Origin of the sequence: Fontibacter flavus (assembly GCF_042432905.1) — a bacterium.
GTDB classification, from domain to species: Bacteria; Bacteroidota; Bacteroidia; order Cytophagales; family Cyclobacteriaceae; genus Fontibacter; species Fontibacter flavus.
Genome location: NZ_JBHLWI010000037.1, coordinates 71204 through 91731, shown reverse-complemented (window position 1 = coordinate 91731; position 20528 = coordinate 71204). Strand labels below are relative to the sequence as shown.

The following is a 20528-nucleotide window of genomic DNA, read 5'->3' as shown; positions in this document are numbered from 1 at the left end:
TTATTTTTTTACCATTCTAATACAGCAAATCTGTCAGAAATGTTCACTATTCTAAATAAAATAACACTTCCCCAAGCATAATGCTTCTCTTGAAAATATAGGAAAGGGATAACCCTGCTTTCACAAAAAATCCCACTAGGCAGTTCCTTGGATAAGCAAAACTTCATAGTGGGATAAAAAGAGATGTAGGCACGTTCTCCATGGAATGACCTACATGATTTTCGTCAATTGTCAATTAAGAAATGGTAGAACCATCTGCTGTTGGCCTATCAGGATTCAGCAACCTCAAACTGCCATCCCTATCTTCCGCCATCAGGATCATCCCCTCAGAATCTACCCCCATCATTTTACGGGGAGCTAGATTGATCAGCATGGTTACCTGTTTTCCAATCAGGTCTTCAGGTTTGAAATGTTCTGCCACGCCACTCAAAACGGTTCGGACACCCAACCCGGTATCAACTGTCAGCTTTAGCAGCTTTTTGGACTTAGGCATAGGTTCAGCCGTCAATACCTTCACTAGCCGCATATCCAGTTTTGCGAAATCATCATAGGTGATGATATCCTTCATTGGAGCCGCTTTGGCATTGGCCAGTTCATTTTGCTTTTTTGATTCCATCAATTTGTTCACTTGGGCTTCTACCACATTGTCCTCAATTTTTTCGAATAACAGGGAAGCTGCGTTGATTTTTTGCCCAGCCTGCAGCAAATCCTGACGACCGGTATCCTGCCATTTCAAACCTTTCAGATTAAACATGTCAAACATTTTAGCTGCAGTAAAAGGAAGGAAGGGTTCAGCCAATACTGCAAGATTAGCAGCAATGTTCAGGGCAATATTCAGGATTGTCCCAGTACGTTCTTGATCTTCCTTGATGGTTTTCCAAGGTTCTGTATCTGCCAGGTATTTATTCCCTACTCTTGCAAAGTCCATTACAAAAGACAAAGCCTCTCTGAAACGGTACCTTTCGATAGAGGCCGCAATTTTCTCAGGATACTCTTGAAGCGCAGCTAAGGCGTCTCTGTCAAAATCATTCAACTCCGCCAATGCAGGTATCTGACCATCGAAAAATTTATGGGTAAGCACTACTGCCCTATTGACGAAATTACCGAAAACTGCAACCAGTTCGGAATTATTCCTGGATTGAAAATCCTTCCAGGTAAAGTCATTGTCTTTTGTCTCAGGTGCATTTGCCGTCAATACATAACGCAACACATCCTGTTTGCCGGGAAACTCCTCCAAATACTCATGTAACCATACGGCCCAGTTTCTTGAAGTGGAAATCTTATCTCCCTCCAGATTCAAAAACTCATTGGCTGGTACATTTTCCGGAAGGACATAGCCTCCATGGGTTTTCAAAATGGCAGGAAAAATGATGCAATGGAATACGATATTGTCTTTCCCTATAAAATGAACCAATTTGGTTTCCTCATCTTTCCAATAAGGTTCCCAATCGATTCCTTTTTGAGCAGCCCACTCCTTGGTGGATGAGATATATCCTATCGGCGCATCAAACCAGACATAAAGCACTTTACCTTCTGCCCCTTCTACTGGAACTGGAATTCCCCAATCCATATCCCTGGTCATTGACCTGGCCTGAAGACCTTCTCCTGCCTCCAGCCACGAGCGACATTGACCCAGCACATTGTTTTTCCAGTCGTTTGCATGCTCAACAAGTATCCAGTTTTTCAAAAAATCTGTATATCTCGCCAAATCCAGAAACCAATGTTTGGTCTCTCTCAAAACCGGTGTACTCCCACTTAACTTTGATTTGGGATTAATCAGATCTGTAGGATTGAGCGAACTGCCACATTTCTCACACTGATCTCCATAGGCACCATCATGGCCACATTTCGGACAGGTACCTTCTATATATCTATCTGCCAAAAACTGTCCTGCTTCCTCATCATAATATTGCTCGGTAACCTGTTCCAGAAATTCTCCTTTTTCATATAGATCTTTAAAGAATCCTGCAGCTGTTTCATGATGGATTTTAGCAGAAGTACGGGAATAGTGATCAAAGCTGATTCCAAACTCTTCAAAGCTTTTTTTCATGATCTCATGGTACCTGTCCACCACTTCCTGAGGGGTAATCCCCTCTTTTTTGGCTTTGATGGTAATGGCTACACCATGTTCATCTGAACCACAGACATAGGCAACATCCCTGTCATTGGATCTCAGGTACCTGACATAGATATCTGAAGGAATATAGCATCCCGCCAAGTGACCAATGTGAAGAGGTCCGTTGGCATAGGGCAAAGCTGAAGTAACTGTATATCGTTTAAAATTTTTATTTTTCATCGGCTGCAAAGATAGTCAATTGAACGGGATTGGTACAATCAAACCCCTTTTGGAAACATTTCAATTTAGATTGTCTTATAAGGTTTATCCTAATCCATGAAAATCTTTTTTGGCATCTTCAGTCAGGATTCCGTGATAGATGATCTGAATAACCTGATCATATATTTCGGAAGTTTTCAATCCCATTTTATCTTTGATTTGTCCTGGAAACTGTGCTAAAAATTTAGAATCAATCAGATTTTGGATGGCGGAGGCATATATCAACACTACCAAACTTACATTTACATGAGAAGCTACAAATCCCTTTTCCTTTCCCTCCTGAATAAGTTTATGAAACCGGAGATATGCTGATTCCCGAATATACTCCTGCAGATTTTTCCAGATTTCAGGTGCATGTTCCCTTAAATCCTCCAAAAGCTCAGGATTGATTGGCGCAAGGTCGGTAGCCACTACCGTCAGCAAGGATTTCAATTTAGCAGTGTAGGGAATGTATTGGTTTTCCAATAGCGTTGATACTTTCAAAGAAAGTCGGTTTTTTAGAATCTCAAATGAAGCTGCCAACAGTTCCATTTTACCCGGGAAATACTTGTAAAGCGTCTTTTTACTCATCGTCAAACGCTGGGCAATATCGTCCATGGTGGTATTTTTATAACCCTGTTCCAAAAAAAGTTTGTAGGAAACATCAAGGATACGGGATTCGATATCTGCTTTTTTACTCATATTGTGCTGAATTGAGAACAAATATAGTCAATCCCGATCATTAACGTCATCCATCAAATAAAAACCATTGTTGCCCATGTATTGCTTGTTCATTCTTTGGACAAAGCTTAATTTTGAATGATTACACCACAGAAAGTTTTGAACTAATATCTATGACTCCACAACAGGCCAAGGCTAGGATCGAAGAACTTACCAAGCAGATCAATTATCATAACCATATCTATTACCAGGAACACCGAATCGAAATCTCTGATTTTGAGTTTGATAAACTCTTGGAAGAACTCATCAGTCTGGAATCTGCCTTTCCGGAATTTTTAGCATCTGATAGCCCCAGTCAAAGGGTAGGCGGCACCATTACCAAAGAATTTGAGACTGCACTCCACGAGTACCGCATGCTATCCTTGGGTAACACCTACTCAGAGGAAGAGCTTTTGGCTTTTGATGAGAGGGTTGCCAAAGGGCTTGGCCATAGAGAGTATGAATATTTTTGTGAGTTGAAGTTTGATGGGGTAGCGATAAGTTTGGTGTATGAAAACGGCAGATTGGTAAGAGCTGTCACCCGGGGAGATGGTACACGAGGAGATGTGGTGACTGAAAACATCAAAACAATCAGAAATATCCCTTTACACATCAAGGGTGACAATATTCCTGAAAAATTTGAAGTACGGGGCGAGATTTTTCTTCCGAAAAAAGAATTCGAAAAAATCAATGAGGAGCGAGAAGCAAACGGTGAAGCTTTGCTGGCCAATCCGCGAAATGCGGCTTCCGGAACTGTCAAAATGCAGGACAGCAGCATAGTTGCCAAAAGGAGGCTAAATTGTTACTTCTACCAATTGTTAGGCGATGAGATTGGGGTAGACAAACATGACGAGGCTATCCATCTCATTGAAAAGTGGGGATTCAACGTCTCTCCTACTTATACCAAATGCAAAGACATCAGAGAGGTATTGGGATATATAGAATCCTGGAAAGAAGACCGTTTTACTTTGCCTTTAGATACCGATGGCGTAGTACTCAAAATCAACGACTACGAACAGAGAGAAGAACTTGGCTTTACTGCCAAAATACCAAGATGGGCAATTGCTTATAAATACCAAGCCGAGAGTGCTGAATCTGAATTGCTATCCATTACCTATCAGGTGGGAAGAACAGGTGCCATTACTCCTGTGGCCAATCTTGCTCCTGTGCATTTGGCAGGAACCACAGTGAAGCGTGCATCACTACACAATGCCAATGAAATTGAAAGATTGGGACTGCATGAAGGGGATACTGTTTTTGTGGAAAAAGGAGGTGAAATCATCCCAAAAATCACCGGCGTAGCGCTGGAAAAAAGAAAAAATGGGGCAAAACCAATTGCCTACATCGACCTTTGTCCGGAGTGCGGTACTCTCTTAGAAAGAAAAGAAGGCGAAGCCAAACACTTCTGCCCCAACACCAAAAGCTGCCCTCCACAATTGCTGGGTAGAATTGAACATTTTGTTCATAAAAGAGCCATGGACATTGATTCTTTAGGGACCGAAAGAATCAAAACCCTTATAGATCAGCATTATATTCGAAACTTTGCAGATCTCTACGAATTGGAAGGTAAGGCTGACCAGCTACTTGGTCTTGAAATGAGTCAAGACCAATATCAAAAATCAGATGACGGCTATCTATTTATTTCCCTCACCAAAGCATTTTTTGCATTAACCGATGGTCTGTCCCTGTCAGCAATCCAAAAATTCACAGAGAGACACACTGATCAACCTTTGAAACGGGTTATCAAAGCCTTTGAACTTTTCATCAGAGCCTCCAACAAAAAAGTAGCCCAGAATGTGGGCACACTGATGAAACTGGAAGAAATTCTGGAAAACAGTCCCTTGCCACAAATGGAAGACCATCTACCTGTACCGGTTGTGCTGAATGTGCTGATCGGTAACTGGATATCCTTGAGCAAACTAGTAGAAGCTTCAATGCACGAAAACACAGTACATGGCATCCTTCTGAAGCTGAATCTGCCATTGAGCAGGGAACAGGAAGATAGGGTCAAAAAACTCAAAGCCAATACTTTTCAGGAAGGTGTCATTTCCAATATGCTGGAAGGGATAAGAGCATCGAAATCCCAACCTTTTGAAAAACTCCTTTTTGCTTTGGGAATCAGAAATATCGGTGAAAATACAGCCCAGATTTTGGCCAAGCATTTCAAAAATATTGATGCTTTGAAAAACGCAGGTGCAGAGGAACTTTTGAACATCAATGGTGTGGGAGAAACATTGGTCAGCAGTATCCATGAGTATTTCAAAGACCCGGAAAATCTGGAATTAATTGAAAGATTGAAAACCCATGGGCTGAACTTTGTGTTGGTAGAGGAGGAAAGGAAATTAGAAAGCACGAGTCTGGAAGGATTAAAGATCTTGGCTTCAGGAAAACTTAACCATTTCAAAAGGGACGAAATCATAGACTTCGTAGAGGCAAATGGGGGGCAATATCTCAAATCCGTTTCGAAAGCACTGGACTTTATCATTGAGGGAGAAGACATGGGACCGAGTAAAAAAGAAAAAGCCGAAAAATTGGGTGTTAAAATGATTTCTGAAGATGAATTCCTTCAGATGGTCGGCAAAAAGGCTTAACAGATGAAGTGGATCAAAGACATCATGGTGCAGAAGCAGAACCAATCAAGGATGCGACTGCAGTCAAAAAAAGAAATTATCGTTCCAACTCAAATCAAACAGATCGGCATCCTCGCAGGTGCTGAGGAGGAATTTGAACTTACCAAAGAAGTAATCAGAAACCTTTGGGGCTATAAGGTGAGGATAATTGGCCTGTTTTACAATGAAGGAAAATCAACAAAAGTAGAAGCCTTTTCTCATAAGCATTTCAATATCTGGGGACAGCATTCTGACTACCTAAATGAGTTTCTGCTGGAAAAAATGGATTTTATTTTAGTCCTTCCTTTACAGCTTAATCCATATTTGCGTTATTTGCTGCTCGCTAATAAGAGTTCCCTTAATCTTGGCTTTTATTCTAAGGAAAATGAAGCCTATTTAGATCTCATGCTTCAAACTGAAGGCGATGATCTACATGAAAACATCCAACATTTGATTAATTACTTAAATAAAATAAAAGAAGCATGTTAAAATTTCACGGAACAGGTGTTGCATTGATTACCCCTTTTCATGAAGATATGTCCATAGATTATGATGGCCTAAAGCGCGTCATCGAACATGTCATACAAGGAGGAGTAGATTATCTTGTGGTTCAAGGTACCACTGGCGAATCTTCCACCATGACCAAAGAGGAAAAAAAATCTGTCCTAAAAGCTTCTTTGGAATACAATGCAGGAAGATTACCCATCGTATATGGCATCGGAGGAAATAACACGCAGGCTATTTTAGAAGAAATCAAGCATACAGATTTCTCAGGTATTGATGCCATTTTATCAGTAAGTCCATATTATAACAAACCTACTCAAGCTGGCATCATTGCCCATTATCAGGCTATAGCTGATGCATGCCCTGTTCCTGTAATCCTATACAACGTGCCGGGTAGGACCATGTCCAATCTAACTTATCAGACTACTTTGGAACTGGCCAAACATCCCAATATCATCGGCATCAAAGAGGCCAGTGGGGATCTGTCCCAATGTATGCGTATAGCAGCAAAAATGCCTGAGGATTTTCTATTGATCTCTGGTGATGATATCCTGACACCATCTATGAAAGTCATAGGTGGACATGGTGTTATTTCAGTTTTGGCAAATGCCTATCCGGCAATTTTCCGGGATATTTGCCATGCAGATCTAGAAACTTCAAGAATGGCTGCTTTCAAACTATTGGACATCAATCCAATGATGTACGAAGAAGCTAATCCTGTTGGACTGAAATATTTGATGAGTGTATTGGGAATTTGCGGAGATACAGTAAGACTTCCTTTACTCAAAGCCAGCGAAAACTTAAAATCAAGAATTAATAAAAATCTTGTAAAATAAATACCTGATTTCCCAGCTATTTATGCCCTATCCATAAAACGATAGGGCATTTTCTTTTCCATAATTCAGTTTTCCTGATTAATTTTCCGAATGCAGCAAGCCATTTCACTTTTAGCGCTCAACCAGCTCATCAAGGAGACCCTGGATATCCAATTGGAACCTGCCTACTGGGTAATAGCAGAAATCGCTGAACTCAATCAAGCTAGACAAGGCCATGCCTATTTGGATCTGGTGGAAAAACAGGGAAATCAAATTGTCGCAAAAATCAGGGCCAATATCTGGGCATATACTTTTAGAGGAATTGCCTCCAAGTTCAAAACCATCACAGGGCAGGATCTGAAGACAGGCATGAAAGTACTTGCACAGGTCAATGTGACTTTTCATGAAATATATGGAATAAGCCTAAACGTAAAGGATATAGATCCGAATTTCACTTTAGGAGAGAGGGCCCGTATTCGTCAAGAAATAATAGATAAACTTACTGCAGAGGGTATGATGGAGCTGAATAAAAGGCTGGCACTTCCTGAAGTTCCTCAGAAAATCGCTGTAATCAGCTCTGCAACCGCTGCTGGGTATGGTGATTTTATCAACCAAATCGATAACAACCGTTTTGGATACAGGATCCACTATAAGCTTTACCAGGCGACCTTACAGGGTATAGACGCCCCTGCAACCATGATCAGGGCCTTAGACGAAGTTATACAGGACAATCTTACAAAAGCCTTTGATGCTATTGTGCTGATCCGGGGTGGTGGGTCACAATTGGACCTGGACTGTTTTGATGATTACCAATTGGCAGTTAAGATCGCCTCTTGTCCAATCCCTGTCATTACTGGTATCGGGCATGAAAGGGATGAGACCATTGCAGATTTGGTAGCACATACCAAAATGAAAACGCCTACGGCCACAGCTGAATTCCTGCTTTCAGGATTTCATGCCTTTGAGGAAAAAATAAAAGGTTTGATGAAAATTTTGGAAAGAAACGCTTCTCAAATTTGGTTTTGGGAAGAAAAAATGCTGAGAGAACTTGAAAGAAGGCTTCACCAGCAAGCTAAATTCACTTTACACCAAACCACTGATAATCTTTCCTTTAGAACAAAACAAATCAGGTCACTTGCTGTGCAACAACTTTCCATTAAAGCCCTGAATTTGGACAACTTCAATCAAAACCTGAGAAAGGCGAGTACGCTCCTTATTCAAAAATCAGAGCAAAAGATCAGGCAATTGGAGAAAGACATCGCCAGAATGGACCCCAACACATTCTTTGAGAAAGGTTATACCCGCTCTGAAATAAATGGTGTCCCACTGCATTTGGGAACCATCAAAACGGGAGACAAAATGACTACTTATTCCGTGAAAAACATCATTGAAAGTACAATCATAACTATTGAGAAAAAAAAATCATGACAATATGAGCTACGATAAATCACTTAAAAGATTGGAAGAAATTGTCACCTTGTTGGAAAAAGGTGAAACTGGCATGGATGATCTTTCTAATTTGGTTAAAGAGGCATCAGCACTGGTCAAAGAATGTAAATCAAAATTAAGGATGACTGAGGAGGAAATAGGCAGAGCCTTAAGCGACGAACCTGAAGCTTAATATATTTATTGACGCAATCAAACCATTCTTTTAATCCCTTAAACTTTAAGTCCCTTTGATGTCATTTTCAGCTACCTTTAAACCACTTGTTGTAGGAATTATGTTCTCTTGCTTAACTTTTCCTGCAATTGGTCAGAGTTTTTATAAAGAAAAAACACCCAAAAACAATATTTGGGCTTTGGGAGCGGGACCTTCCTTTATTTATGGAGACAATGCAGGGCCTTATGGAACATGGGATTTTCTATGGAAGCCTGCTATTACTGGTTCTTATACCAAAAAATTCTCTCGGCACTTTGGATACCAAATCAGTACCGGCATACAATGGATTTCTAGTAGTCCAGATGGCTTATATGGGCCAAGAATAGAAGAAATCTGGAGATCAAGAGGAAGTGCTTTTACATTTAGAGGACAAGCATTTTACTTGGATCTGATGCCTGTTTTTTGGCTTTTCCCTTATGAAAACCATATGAACAGGGGTATCTTCAACCTTTATGGAGGAATGGGATTAGGTGCCCTGTTTGTTAATCGCAAAGAATCCTACTCCTATAATGCAACAGAAACCAGGGCCAATACCTTTACTGCCCATGTACCTATACGGGCCGGAATTAACTACAAGCTGGACAATTGGTCAGATCTGGCGCTAGAAGGTACCCTCTTGATTTCTTTTTCTGATGAATTGGATGGAAATGCCGGGTTTAACCGATTTGGAGATCATATGGCCCAAATACAAGTGGTTTACAAAAAACACTTTAACTGGAAATCCAAAGCACAATAAAGATTGCTCAGGTTTAAGAAATCACCTCCAAAAATTTCCTTGGGATATTTACCATCATGTTCTGATTGATTCCAGGGATTCTAATAATAAAGTAATCCTTATTACCTTTATTGACGCACTCCCCTTGCATTCCTTCCAGCGGCCCGCCCAGAATCCTGACCTGTTGGCCTTCTTCGATGTCAGAGCCATCAGTCTCTACAGCCACCCCAGTTTCCAGAATTCTTTTAATCGTATTTATTTCCTCTTCCCGAACAGTGGCATGTTCTCCAGCAAAATGAACAAATTTGACAGCACCCGGTACCTGTAAAGCTTCCCAAAGGTTGGCTTTGGCTGTTTTTACAAACAAATATCCATTGAAAAGTGCTTTCTGTACTTTCTTTTTTCTATCCGACCACTGTCGGAGCTCCTCTACCATTGGCAGGAAAACTTCCAATCCATTCTCTCTTAATCTTTGGGCAACTTTCTTCTCTGCTCTTGAAGTTGTATACAAAACAAACCATTGTAAATCGCTCATAAAATCAATTCAATCTAAAACCCAAATTTAAACATTCTTACTGGCTTATCTGGTTGAAAAAGCTTTTTATTTCATAGTTAAAAAAATAAACCCCTGGAATATTATCCCAAGGGTTTAATCATTTAAAAACCACCAACCTTTATTTAATCATGCTATTTCAGTCTACGAATCAACATGTTTAATTTATCTGCCAGTAAATACATGACAGGTACGATTACTAACGTTAGAAAGGTCGCAAAGGTTAGACCAAATATTACAGTCCAAGCCATTGGCCCCCAAAAATCTGCATTGTCACCTCCCACATAGAATTGAGGATCGAAAGAACTTAACAACGTAGCAAAGTTGATATTCATTCCTATGGCCAAAGGCACCAAACCCAAAACTGTAGTAACCGCAGTCAACAGTACTGGTCTCAACCTGGTTTTACCGCCCACAATAATACTTTTCAACAACTCATCATAAGGAAGGTATTCATCTTCCGGAACATCTAGTTCTTTTCTTCTCCTTTCCCTTACAAGGTTGGTATAATCAATCAATACGATGGCATTGTTCACCACAACCCCTGCAAGGGAAATAATCCCGATACCTGTCATGATGACCACAAAATCCATATTGAAGATCACCAATCCCAAAAACACACCAATTGTACTCAGCACCACCGATGCCATAATAATAAATGGCGTAGTGACTGAATTAAACTGGGCAACAATAATCAGAAATATTACAGAAACTGCTATAAATAAAGCTCTCATCAAAAAGGCTGTGGATTTTGCCTGCTCTTCCTGCTCACCTGTAAATTTGACTGTAATACCGTCTGGGATTTCAAAATTGGCTACCATATCCTTCAACTGATTATTGATTTCAGTGGGGTTATACCCATCCGTAACGTTGGAGAAAATGGAAATCACTTTATTGAGGTCTTTTCTTTTTACCGAACCATAAGTAGATCCATATTCCAGTTCAGCTACGGCAGAAATCGGAACTTCCTTCTTGTTGCCAAATTTGTCCCTGAAATTTATTTTTTTATTGATCAGTGAAGAAAGGTCGTATCGATACTCATCTTTCAATCTCAACTGAATAGGAAAATCATCTTCTCCTTCCTTGAATTTGGAAACTTCCAACCCAAACAAGGCTGTTCTCAGCTCATTGGCGATCGTAGAAGTAGACAATCCAAATCTTCTTGCCTTTTCTCTGTCAATTTTCAAAATCACTTCAGGGCTTCCCAATTCCAAGTCGGATTTCAATTCCTCTATACCTGGAATATTGGCAGACCCGAGATATTCTTTAAACTGATCTTCAAAAGCAATCAATTTTTGAAAATCTTCTCCACTTACCTCAATGTTTACAGCCTTACCAACTGGAGGGCCATTTCTCTGCTTATCTACTGTGATCAGTACACCCGGATATTTTTCCACCAAATCACGTATTTCTTCCATGATCTTATTGGTATTAACCCCTTGGCGATACTGATACTCCACAAAGCTCATCGTAATCTTTGCCTTATGTGGGGTATTGGCCATACTTGGTCCTTCAGATTGATCACCTGTACCTTGTCCCACTTGCGTAATGATAGATTCTACTACACTACTATATGGTTCCATTAATTCCAACATCTCGTCTTCCAACTCTATTAAAAACGTATTGGTCGCTTCAATGTCAGTTCCTATTGGATTTTCAATAAAGATATTGACAAGAGAAGGCTGATTGTCTGGAAAGAATAGCACTTTTGGAGCCTTGATTCCCAGCAACACGATGGATAAAACCAACAACAAATTCACACCTCCAAAGAAGTAATAAGGATTTCTACCTCTTAGCGCAAAGTGAAGCGTGTTTTCATACAAATCTTCCATTCTTACCAGGAAGACATTCTGAAACCATCTGATCGCAGATCTTAAGAAAAAAACATTGAAAACGGTCAGCACAGCAGCAATCATAAAGAGGTTTCCGAAAGTCATGGAACCAGCTAAATAACTGATAATTGCCATTGTTGCGAAGACTAATGCTACAATCAGACTCTTCTTTTTCGGCTTGATCACATCCACATCCTGAATCTTCATATACAAGGAAGTCAGTACAGGATTGACCACCAAGGCCACAAACAAAGATGAAGAAAGTACAATAATAAGCGTAATCGGCAGGTATTTCATAAACTCACCGATAATATCATCCCAGAATGCCAGTGGCAAGAAAGCCGCCAAAGTAGTAGCTGTTGAAGTAATGATCGGCCAAGCAACCTCTCCTACTCCTTCTTTTGCTGCCTGTACAGGCTTCATACCTTCCTGCATCAATCGGTAAATATTCTCTACCACCACGATACCGTTGTCCACCAACATCCCCAATGCCAGAATCAAGGCAAAAAGCACCATAAGGTTAAGGGTAATGCCAAAAGAGTTCAAAACTAGAAATGAAATAAACATGGACAGTGGAATCGCAATACCTACAAAAAGGGCATTTCGGAAGCCAAGGAAAAACATCAATACCAACACAACTAAAATTACCCCGAAAATAATGGAGTTCTCAAGGTCGTTAACCTGGGCACGTGTTGTCTTGGACTGGTCATTGGTGATGCTGACCTCCAAATCACTAGGAAAACGCTCCGCTTGCGCTTTTTGTAAAATGTCTTTTATTTTATCGGAGGCATCCAATAGGTTCTCACCACTTCTTTTCACAACATTGACCGTGACCACCGGAAGCTTGTTACTCCTGGCATAGGATTCCCTTTCCTTGTAAGTATCCGTCACTTCGGCCACATCAGACAGGTATACGATTCGGTTGTTCTCTGTTTTGATAATGATGCCATTGAGCTCATCGGGTGACTTGAATTCCCCAGTGATCCTTAGAGAACGTCTAAATTCACCGGCAAGAATATTACCGCCGGAAATAGTGACGTTTTCTTGGGAAATTGCTTCAGAAATATCTCCAAAAGAAACCCCCATAGCTTCCATCTTATAGATGTCAGCATCAATTCGGATCTCACGTTCAATTGTACCTCTAAGCTCTGCTTTGGAAACTTCAGGGAGTTTTTCGATTTCATCTTCCAGAAATTCCCCGAATTTTTTCAACTCTTCCTCAGTGTAATTACCGGAAAGATTAACGTTCATGATAGGAAAATCAGAAGTATTGACTTCAATCACATCCGGTTCCTGATCTAAGTCCGTAGGCAGTTCACTCTTGGACTTATCAACTGCATCCTTCACGTCCTGAATAGCCTTGGAAATCTCAACACCTGGATTGAATTCCACCACTATGGAAGAGAAATCCTGGACTGAAGTGGACTTGATACTTTTGACATTATTGATGGATTTAAGCTCCTTCTCAATAGGTCTGGTAATCAGGTTTTCCATATCCACAGGAGAGTTGCCCGGATAGGCTGTACCTACATAGACTGTAGGAATGACAATCTCTGGAAAACTTTCCTTGGGCATGGTCTTGTAGCCCAAAATCCCCAATACTGTAATAATGACCGCCAATATCACGACGGAAGTCTGATTATCTACCGAGAGGGAGCTCAATCCAAACTCTCTGGTAACCTTGTTTTTTTGTTCTTCTCCTTTGGACATGACCGATTATTGGGCAACGTTTACCATAAAATTATCACCAACTTCCCTGAACCCTTTATCTACCAAAGTTTCCTGTCCGGTAAGACCTTCCAACACTTCGGTGATTTCCCTATAAGTTTTACCTCTTTTGATGTATTGCTTCTTACTGGTATTGTCTTCCACTTTGAAGATATAATCTCCTTTATTGTCCTGAAGTACCAGGTAATTAGGCACCATGACGGCCTCCTTGCTTTCATAGTCCTTGATTCTCAATACTGAGATCATGTTGGGTTTCACCAATGGCATATTCTGCAGAAAGACTTCAACCTTGAAAGTTCTGTTATTTTGATTGATAATAGAACCTACAGCCGAAACTTTGGTGCTCATAGTCTGATTGATGGATGGGAAAGTAATTTCCACTGAATCGCCTTTGTTGACGATTCCCACATACCTTTCAGAGACATCTGCTTCGATAAACAAATCGCTTTCGCCTACAAATTGGAACATCGGTGTACCTGGCTGCACCAATTCTCCTGTCCTCACCAATACCGACTCCACTGTACCGGTAAAAGGTGCTTTTACCAATGTTCTTGATTCCTGAGTTTTCAATGTCGCCAGACTTTTTTCAAGAGACTCTTTTCTGTTTTTAGCCTCTAAATATTGAATCTCTGTGCCGATCTGCTGATTCCAAAGTCTTTCCTGTTTTTCAAATATGATTACTGCAAGTTCTAGTTGCTTTTGAACCTCATCGATATTTCGAAGAATGGCCTCTGCATCCACTCTCGCTAAAACCTGACCTTTGGATACACGCATGCCTTCAACAGCGGAAATTTCCTGGATTCTTCCTGAAACTTCTCCGGAAATGGAAACATTTTTCTTGGATAAAACAGATCCTGTAACTTCTACAAAGTGATCAAACTGTCCCACTGTTGGTTTTATAGTAGAAATAAGCACTGCTTTTCGGTTGGCCAGTGCAAATTCAGGATCAAGCTGCGCGATTTCCTTTTCCAAAGCCTCAATTGAACTTCTTAATTCAGATGCTTCTTTTTTCATTTTGGCCAAATCATCCTTCTTGGCAGTCAGTTCATCTTTCTCCCCACAGGAAGCCACCAATAGAAGTAGGGCAATGATTAAAAATTGAAAATTCGTTTTCATATGTGTTTTTAAGATTTTGCTTAATAATTGGTTATAGTATTCCTAATGCTTTTTCTAGATCCACTTTGGCTATTAAAGCATCGTAAAGTGCAGAGAAGTAATTGGTTTCTGCCTCTTTAAGCGCAGAATCTGCTTCCACTACTTCAAGGTTGGAACCCACTCCTTCACTATATTTTATTTTGGTCATATTGAAAACTTCCATAGCCAATTCCCTGTTTTCTTTCTGAACTTCTAAAGTCCTAATCGAATTGACGAGGTTTGTTCTGGATTGAAATTTTTCCAATTCAACATTTTCTTCAACAAAAAATCTTTGATTTTCCAGTTGTCTTAGCTGAACTCTATTCTGCTGTATTCTATAGCTTTTTCTTAAACCATCAAAGATTGGTATTGACATCCTCAATCCCACAAAAGAAGAAGAAAACCACCTTTGGGAATCAAAAATAGTATTGAGGGCCTGTGCACCGGTTACCCTCTGGAATGTTCCAAAAGCTGAAATATTTGGGATATACTGAACTTGGTTATTTTTCAAATCCAATCTGACCAAATCAAGATTCGTGGTGATTTGGTCTATTTCAACTCTTTTTGAGCCATTTTCTGCTAGCAATGAGTTCATATCTCCTAAAGCTTCAAGGTCTGAAAGACGAGAGGATATTTGAATATCGACTGATAAAGGCATACCCATTTGGATCTTTAGGATCTCCTTGCTGATATCCAAAGCTGCTTTAATTTTTTCCTGTTCAGAAATCAGGTTATTAGTTTGGACTTTGACTCTACTAACATCCAATTTTTCCACAAATCCGACATTATAGAGCTCTTCTGTTTCCTTCAACAATGCTTTGACCCTTTCTAAATTAGCTTCGACCAATAATTTTCTTTCCTCATTGATCAAGACTGTGTAATAAGCTTTCTTCACCGCTTCTTTTACTTCAATCTCGGTTTTCAACCTATCAAATTCAGTAAGTGATTTTAAGGTCTTAGCTGCTTTAAGTCCAACAAAATATGAACCATTGAAAATCATCTGCTCCAAATTGAAAGCAAGCGATGACTGATAATTAACAGCAAAAGGTATTACTGTAATGTCAGAAGGGCCACTTCCCTGATCAGGATCCCCATTGCCTCCACCAATGACACTCCCTGCCTCGGCCGGTAAAATAAGTAAGGGAGGTTGGAGGTTTTTTGTCATTTCAAATGAACCGGTGATCTGTGGCAATCCAGCAGCTCTGTTTTCTCCAATAATACCTTTGGAAATCAACACCTCCAATTGGGCATTTTTCGCATCCACATTATTTTCCAAAGCATATCTTAAACTTTCCTCCAAGGACAATTCAACCACCTTCTGGGCGATGAGATGAAAAGGAGATAAAATAGCAATCAGGAAAACCGAAATCCTGAAAAGCATTTTAATTGTGGTTTTCATTAACTGTGTTTTTTTGGTTTAGGTAAGCTTCTCTTCCTTTTTCTGTAAAAATTCCATAAAGGAAATGTTCAAATACTTCAATCTGTAAATCCACCGGATTGTACTTAGATGGTGGGAACTTTATCGGATCAAATATGGCCATCATCTGCTCAAGACGCATCGTTGCTATTATTTCAGTGTTGATCTCAGGTCGGAAATAGCCTTCTTCCTTGCCTTTTTCCAATAATTCCTTAATACCCTTGATGACATGCTCTTGCTTAAAATCCTCGAACAATTTCCAGGATTGCGGAAAATAACGCTGTACTTCATTCAATACATAGGGATTGAGTGAAGCAAATCTTTTCCTGATGTAATTAGTAAGACCGACCAAATGCTCAATCACACCATCTTTGACCTTGGGCAAAGTTTCCATTTTCTCGATATCCTGCTTCAGTGCTGAAGAAAAAGTATCGAAAACCAGTTGGTTCTTATCCGAAAACTCCTGATAAATCGTTTTCTTCGAAACCCCCGCTAATCTGGCTAAGTCATCCATTGTCACAGACCTTACGCCATACTGCATAAACTGCTCTTTGGCAGCCTCAATAATTTTCTCTCTTGTCTCCAAAGTTATTTCAAATTCTGATGCAAAACTCAGGAAACTATTGGAAAGTTCAAAGTTTCTTAGGTTTTTTAAAGAAATTTTATTTCGGCAAAACATGAAATCAGAACTAAAAACATTATAAAAAAACAATTTAATTCACAAAATCAAAATATTAAACTTTAAAATAGATATCTAAAGAATTTTGACTCATTAATTTTAACTTTAGCAGACAATAATTTTATTTGATTATGGTATTTCTGGAAACCAGCTTTGGCCACTTGGCTTACGAAAAACATGGATCCGGTAAAAACATCTATTTACTTTTTCATGGCTTCGGACAAAATATGAAAGCCTATGAACCATACTTACCTTTGAGAGGTAAAGATGACTGCTTTATAGTTTTTGATATGTTTTATCATGGTCAAAGCAGTTGGAAATCAGTTCACCAAAAACTGACTAAAGAGATTTGGCGTGAAATCATTCTCCAATTAATGACAAAAGAAAATTTTGAAAAATTCCATTTGATAGGATACAGTATGGGAGGCAAATTTTGCCTGATTACCTATGAAATTTTTCCTAACCTTACCCAGTCACTCCTCTTAATGGCCCCTGATGGGATCAAGACCGGGTTCTGGTACAATATGGCCACCTTTCCAGGAATCCTAAACAGGCTTTTTAAACATGTGGTATTCCATCCTGAACGTTTTTTTAAAACCATGGACGTTCTTCACAGTATTGGCCTTTTACAAAATTCACTGATCAAGTTTGTAAAGTCACAAATGCACTCCCGGACGATGAGGGCACAGGTGTATTTTACATGGAATGTCTTCAAACCTTTAAAACCTAACCTTGGTCAAATCATCAATCATTTGAGGTTAAATAAAACACCGGTAACCTTGGTGACAGGCACTTATGACGCTATGATCACAACCAAAAACCTAAATAGATTTAGTTCTAAAATCCCACAAATTGTCACGATTGAACTTCCCTGTGGGCATAATACCCTGATCGAAGAAACTTTTCATCATTTGGTGAAAAACAAAAAAGAGGTGAACTAAGCCACCTCTTTTTTGTTTTCCACTCTCCACTGACAATTACGGGAAAATACCCAAATCAGTATAGCTGATCACAATTCGCTCAAGCGCTAGAATAAAAGCTGCTGTTCTCAAACTCTGTATGTTTTTCTCTTTTCTTTTTTGATTAAGTGCCTGATAAGAGGTCACCATGGTTTCTTCCAATCCTGACAACACCAAATCCCGCTCAGATGCACCACGGATCAAAGCATCCCTTTCAATATCAGTAAATTCCTCACCAGTGGCATTTTCTATGGTGCTCAGCAACTTCCTGTATTTCTCCATATCATAGCGCTTTTCCAACTTTCCAAATGAAACCCTGGAAAGGTTTTTGAGCCACTCAAAATAAGAAACAGTCACCCCTCCCGCATTGAGGTACATATCAGGAATGACCAATTTGCCTTTTTTCAAAAGGATTTTTTCAGCTTCCTGGGTAACTGGACCGTTGGCTGCTTCACCTATAATTTTTGCCTGAATTTTATCCGCATTTTCCATGGTAATCTGGTTTTCCAGTGCAGCAGGCACCAAAATATCACAAGGATAAGTCAATAACTCTTTACTTTCCTTGATAAATTCTCCCTTGGGATAACCTTTAAAACCTTTGTTCTTGACTTGGTACTGCTTAAGCGCCTCGATATCTATTCCATGCTCATCCCAGATACCCCCATTCCACTCTGCTACTCCAACAACCTTGGCTCCTGCTTCACTGATATATTTGGCGGAATAATACCCTACATTACCCAAGCCCTGAACAATCACTGTTTTATCTTTCAGACCCGGCTTCAGTCCCAAAGCTGCCATATCCTCCTCTACATTGACTGCTTCCCTGATTCCGAAGAATACACCTTGTCCAGTCGCTTCAGTTCTGCCATCAATTCCATGCTGCGACAAAGGCTTTCCTGTAACACAACCTTTTGCATTGATCAATTCGGGGTTAAAAGCTTCGAAAGTATCCACAATCCAGGCCATTTCCCTCGCTCCTGTACCATAATCCGGCGCAGGTACATCTATGGCAGGACCTATAAACTTCTTTTTGATCAGCTCAGCAGTATACCTTCTTGTAATTCTTTCCAGTTGGTGCTCATTGTAATTCAATGGATCTATAGACACGCCGCCTTTCGCTCCACCGAACGGGACATTCACCAAGGCACATTTATAAGTCATCAATGCAGCCAGACCTTTCACCTCTTCCTCATTGACATGGGTACTATACCTAATCCCTCCCTTAGCTGGGAGCTTATGCTGTGAGTGCTGAATCCTGTAACCAGTAATGACTTCATAACTCCCGTCATCATTCCTCAAAGGGAAGTTAAACTTATAGATGCTATTACATTGCTTAATCTGTTCGAGAAGTCCTGGATGTACATCCATATACTTAGCAGCTTCATCCACGAAACCACATACATCATCAAACAAGCTGTATTCTTTCTTTTTGCTCATGGAACTTGTTATTTTGGTATTACGACTAAGATACAAATCATTTTAAAGAAAACTTAGTAAACAATGATGATATTGATCATTCCAAAACATGAGCACTTACAGTAAGAAATTGTTTCTTTTAAAAAATTCAGAATCGCAGGATAAAAGACTTCATTATCTCTTTTGAACCAAAATTAAGTCCAAAAGCCAAGAATAGTACAGAATGAAAATTTTTACATTTTAGGCAAAACTTTATTCAATTGTTGCCAGATTTCATCGAGGAACATAAAAGGGACCAAAGATTGATCAGGGCTTTCCCCCAGCCTGACCATTACAAGTTCCATAGAAGGTATAATGCATACGTACTGGCCATCCCTGCCAAGACCACAGAACATATCACCTGGGGCATTGGGAGCCCAAGAACCCTGAAACACATTCTGAATCGTAGGCAGCATAAATGAATTTTTTCCATTTAACCACCAAAGGTAGCCGTAACTGTTATTTAGCTGCTGGGAAGTATTAACCATTTGCTCGAGGTACCTTTTATCCTGTATCACTTTTTGACCATCCCATTCTCCATTGGCCAATATCAACAGTCCAAACCTGGCCATGGACCGGGAATTGCTGAAAAAGACATTATTGAAGCCAACCTTTTGCCAAGAACCCGTCATTCCAATCTTCGATGCTAACTTCTGATTAAAATAATCCGAAAATGACATATCTGTAGCTCTTTCAACCACCTTATCCAATAAGGTGTAGGGAGCATTGTGATAAGCCCATCTGCTTCCGGGTTTTGCTAAAAACTTCAGGTTGTCAGAACTGAAATCATCCCTATCACCCACTCTGTCATCCAAGCCTGTGGTCATGGTCAATTGGTGCCAAATGGTTATTTCACGCTCTTGGGTCATGGTCAAAGAAGTCCAGCCCTGGCCTAAATATGTTGAAGACGGCTCATTTAAATCCAATTTGCCTTCTTCTTGGGCAAGACAAACCAAAGTAGCGGTCAATGCTTTCCCCGCTGACGCCCAATACCAAAGGGAGTTTTGATCATATGGTTGATTGCTTGCCAGTCGGGAACCGAAATAAACCTCTCTGACAATTTTCCCTTTTTTCAATAGAATGAAAGCCCTTGTACCATTAGCTTCAAGCAAATCATCCAATCTGTTCAGTTCCTGAAGGTTCCAATTGAGACCTTGGGTATCCAAAGTCTCCCAGGTATTCCCTGATAAAGGGGGGAAATATAAATTAGAAGGGCCATTATCCGGTTCTTCCTTTTCTGAACAGGAGAAAAAAACCATAATAAGGGGAATAAACAGAGAAAGAAGTCTTCTAAACATTGATTTATTCAATTGATATGACCTGATAAACTCAGAAATTATTTAATAGGAAAATGTTTTCTCACAAAAACATGACCAAATTAAATTATTAAAATCTAACCCAATAAGATAAAATGAAAGGATGAATCCTCCAGCT

Annotated in this window: 16 protein-coding genes; 7 read left to right on the top strand and 9 right to left on the bottom strand. The window is 39.9% G+C overall.

What is annotated here, in order from left to right:
• Positions 1 to 235: 235 nt before the first annotated feature.
• Together metG and ACFFIP_RS13470 are read right to left on the bottom strand one after the other, a co-directional pair.
• Entirely contained in the window at positions 236 to 2296 is a 2061-nt protein-coding gene (gene metG / locus ACFFIP_RS13475; RefSeq protein WP_382388183.1) for a methionine--tRNA ligase, read from the bottom strand.
• An 84-nt stretch (positions 2297 to 2380) separates the two neighbouring features.
• Positions 2381 to 3016: a TetR/AcrR family transcriptional regulator gene (locus ACFFIP_RS13470; RefSeq protein ID WP_382388182.1), complete on the bottom strand. Its 636-nt coding sequence runs from the start codon at positions 3014 to 3016 to the stop codon at positions 2381 to 2383.
• 152 nt (positions 3017 to 3168) lie between these two features.
• Between ACFFIP_RS13470 and ligA the strand changes: the two genes are divergently transcribed.
• The 6 genes from ligA to ACFFIP_RS13440 all read left to right on the top strand — a co-directional run bounded on the left by ligA (position 3169) and on the right by ACFFIP_RS13440 (position 9358).
• A complete protein-coding gene (gene ligA / locus ACFFIP_RS13465; RefSeq protein ID WP_382388181.1) occupies positions 3169 to 5625 on the top strand; it encodes an NAD-dependent DNA ligase LigA in 2457 nt (818 codons plus the stop codon).
• Between the two features lie 3 nt (positions 5626 to 5628).
• Positions 5629 to 6132, top strand: coding sequence for a DUF6913 domain-containing protein (locus ACFFIP_RS13460; protein WP_382388180.1), 504 nt, complete (start codon positions 5629 to 5631; stop codon positions 6130 to 6132).
• Entirely contained in the window at positions 6126 to 6983 is an 858-nt protein-coding gene (gene dapA, locus ACFFIP_RS13455) for a 4-hydroxy-tetrahydrodipicolinate synthase (RefSeq protein WP_382388179.1), read from the top strand. The genes ACFFIP_RS13460 and dapA overlap by 7 nt, the downstream gene beginning before the upstream one ends.
• Positions 6984 to 7073: 90 nt before the next feature.
• Positions 7074 to 8390 (top strand): exodeoxyribonuclease VII large subunit, encoded by a 1317-nt coding sequence (gene xseA, locus ACFFIP_RS13450; RefSeq protein WP_382388178.1) that lies wholly within the window; start codon positions 7074 to 7076, stop codon positions 8388 to 8390.
• A gap of 4 nt (positions 8391 to 8394) precedes the next feature.
• Entirely contained in the window at positions 8395 to 8583 is a 189-nt protein-coding gene (xseB, locus tag ACFFIP_RS13445; protein ID WP_382388177.1) for an exodeoxyribonuclease VII small subunit, read from the top strand.
• A 58-nt stretch (positions 8584 to 8641) separates the two neighbouring features.
• Complete coding sequence (locus ACFFIP_RS13440) at positions 8642 to 9358, top strand: hypothetical protein (protein ID WP_382388176.1); 717 nt, start codon at positions 8642 to 8644, stop codon at positions 9356 to 9358.
• Between the two features lie 13 nt (positions 9359 to 9371).
• Here the strand turns inward: ACFFIP_RS13440 and ACFFIP_RS13435 are convergent, their stop codons facing one another.
• From ACFFIP_RS13435 to ACFFIP_RS13415, 5 genes are all read right to left on the bottom strand, one after another.
• On the bottom strand, positions 9372 to 9872 hold the full coding sequence (locus tag ACFFIP_RS13435) for a UpxY family transcription antiterminator (RefSeq protein WP_382388175.1): 501 nt from the start codon (positions 9870 to 9872) through the stop codon (positions 9372 to 9374).
• A gap of 152 nt (positions 9873 to 10024) precedes the next feature.
• Positions 10025 to 13432, bottom strand: a complete 3408-nt coding sequence (locus tag ACFFIP_RS13430; protein ID WP_382388174.1) for an efflux RND transporter permease subunit — start codon at positions 13430 to 13432, stop codon at positions 10025 to 10027.
• A gap of 6 nt (positions 13433 to 13438) precedes the next feature.
• Entirely contained in the window at positions 13439 to 14566 is a 1128-nt protein-coding gene (locus ACFFIP_RS13425; RefSeq protein ID WP_382388173.1) for an efflux RND transporter periplasmic adaptor subunit, read from the bottom strand.
• 31 nt (positions 14567 to 14597) lie between these two features.
• Positions 14598 to 15983, bottom strand: coding sequence for a TolC family protein (locus tag ACFFIP_RS13420; RefSeq protein WP_382388172.1), 1386 nt, complete (start codon positions 15981 to 15983; stop codon positions 14598 to 14600).
• On the bottom strand, positions 15967 to 16587 hold the full coding sequence (locus ACFFIP_RS13415) for a TetR/AcrR family transcriptional regulator (protein WP_382388226.1): 621 nt from the start codon (positions 16585 to 16587) through the stop codon (positions 15967 to 15969). The genes ACFFIP_RS13420 and ACFFIP_RS13415 overlap by 17 nt, the downstream gene beginning before the upstream one ends.
• A gap of 224 nt (positions 16588 to 16811) precedes the next feature.
• Between ACFFIP_RS13415 and ACFFIP_RS13410 the strand changes: the two genes are divergently transcribed.
• Positions 16812 to 17621 carry an alpha/beta fold hydrolase gene (locus ACFFIP_RS13410; RefSeq protein WP_382388171.1) on the top strand — a complete coding sequence of 270 codons (810 nt, stop codon included), beginning with the start codon at positions 16812 to 16814 and terminating at the stop codon, positions 17619 to 17621.
• Positions 17622 to 17657: 36 nt separating this feature from the next.
• Here ACFFIP_RS13410 and ACFFIP_RS13405 read toward each other — a convergent pair whose 3' ends face one another.
• Together ACFFIP_RS13405 and ACFFIP_RS13400 are read right to left on the bottom strand one after the other, a co-directional pair.
• Positions 17658 to 19076: a Glu/Leu/Phe/Val family dehydrogenase gene (locus tag ACFFIP_RS13405; protein WP_382388170.1), complete on the bottom strand. Its 1419-nt coding sequence runs from the start codon at positions 19074 to 19076 to the stop codon at positions 17658 to 17660.
• Between the two features lie 212 nt (positions 19077 to 19288).
• Entirely contained in the window at positions 19289 to 20392 is a 1104-nt protein-coding gene (locus ACFFIP_RS13400; protein ID WP_382388169.1) for a serine hydrolase domain-containing protein, read from the bottom strand.
• Between the last annotated feature and the right edge of the window lie 136 nt (positions 20393 to 20528).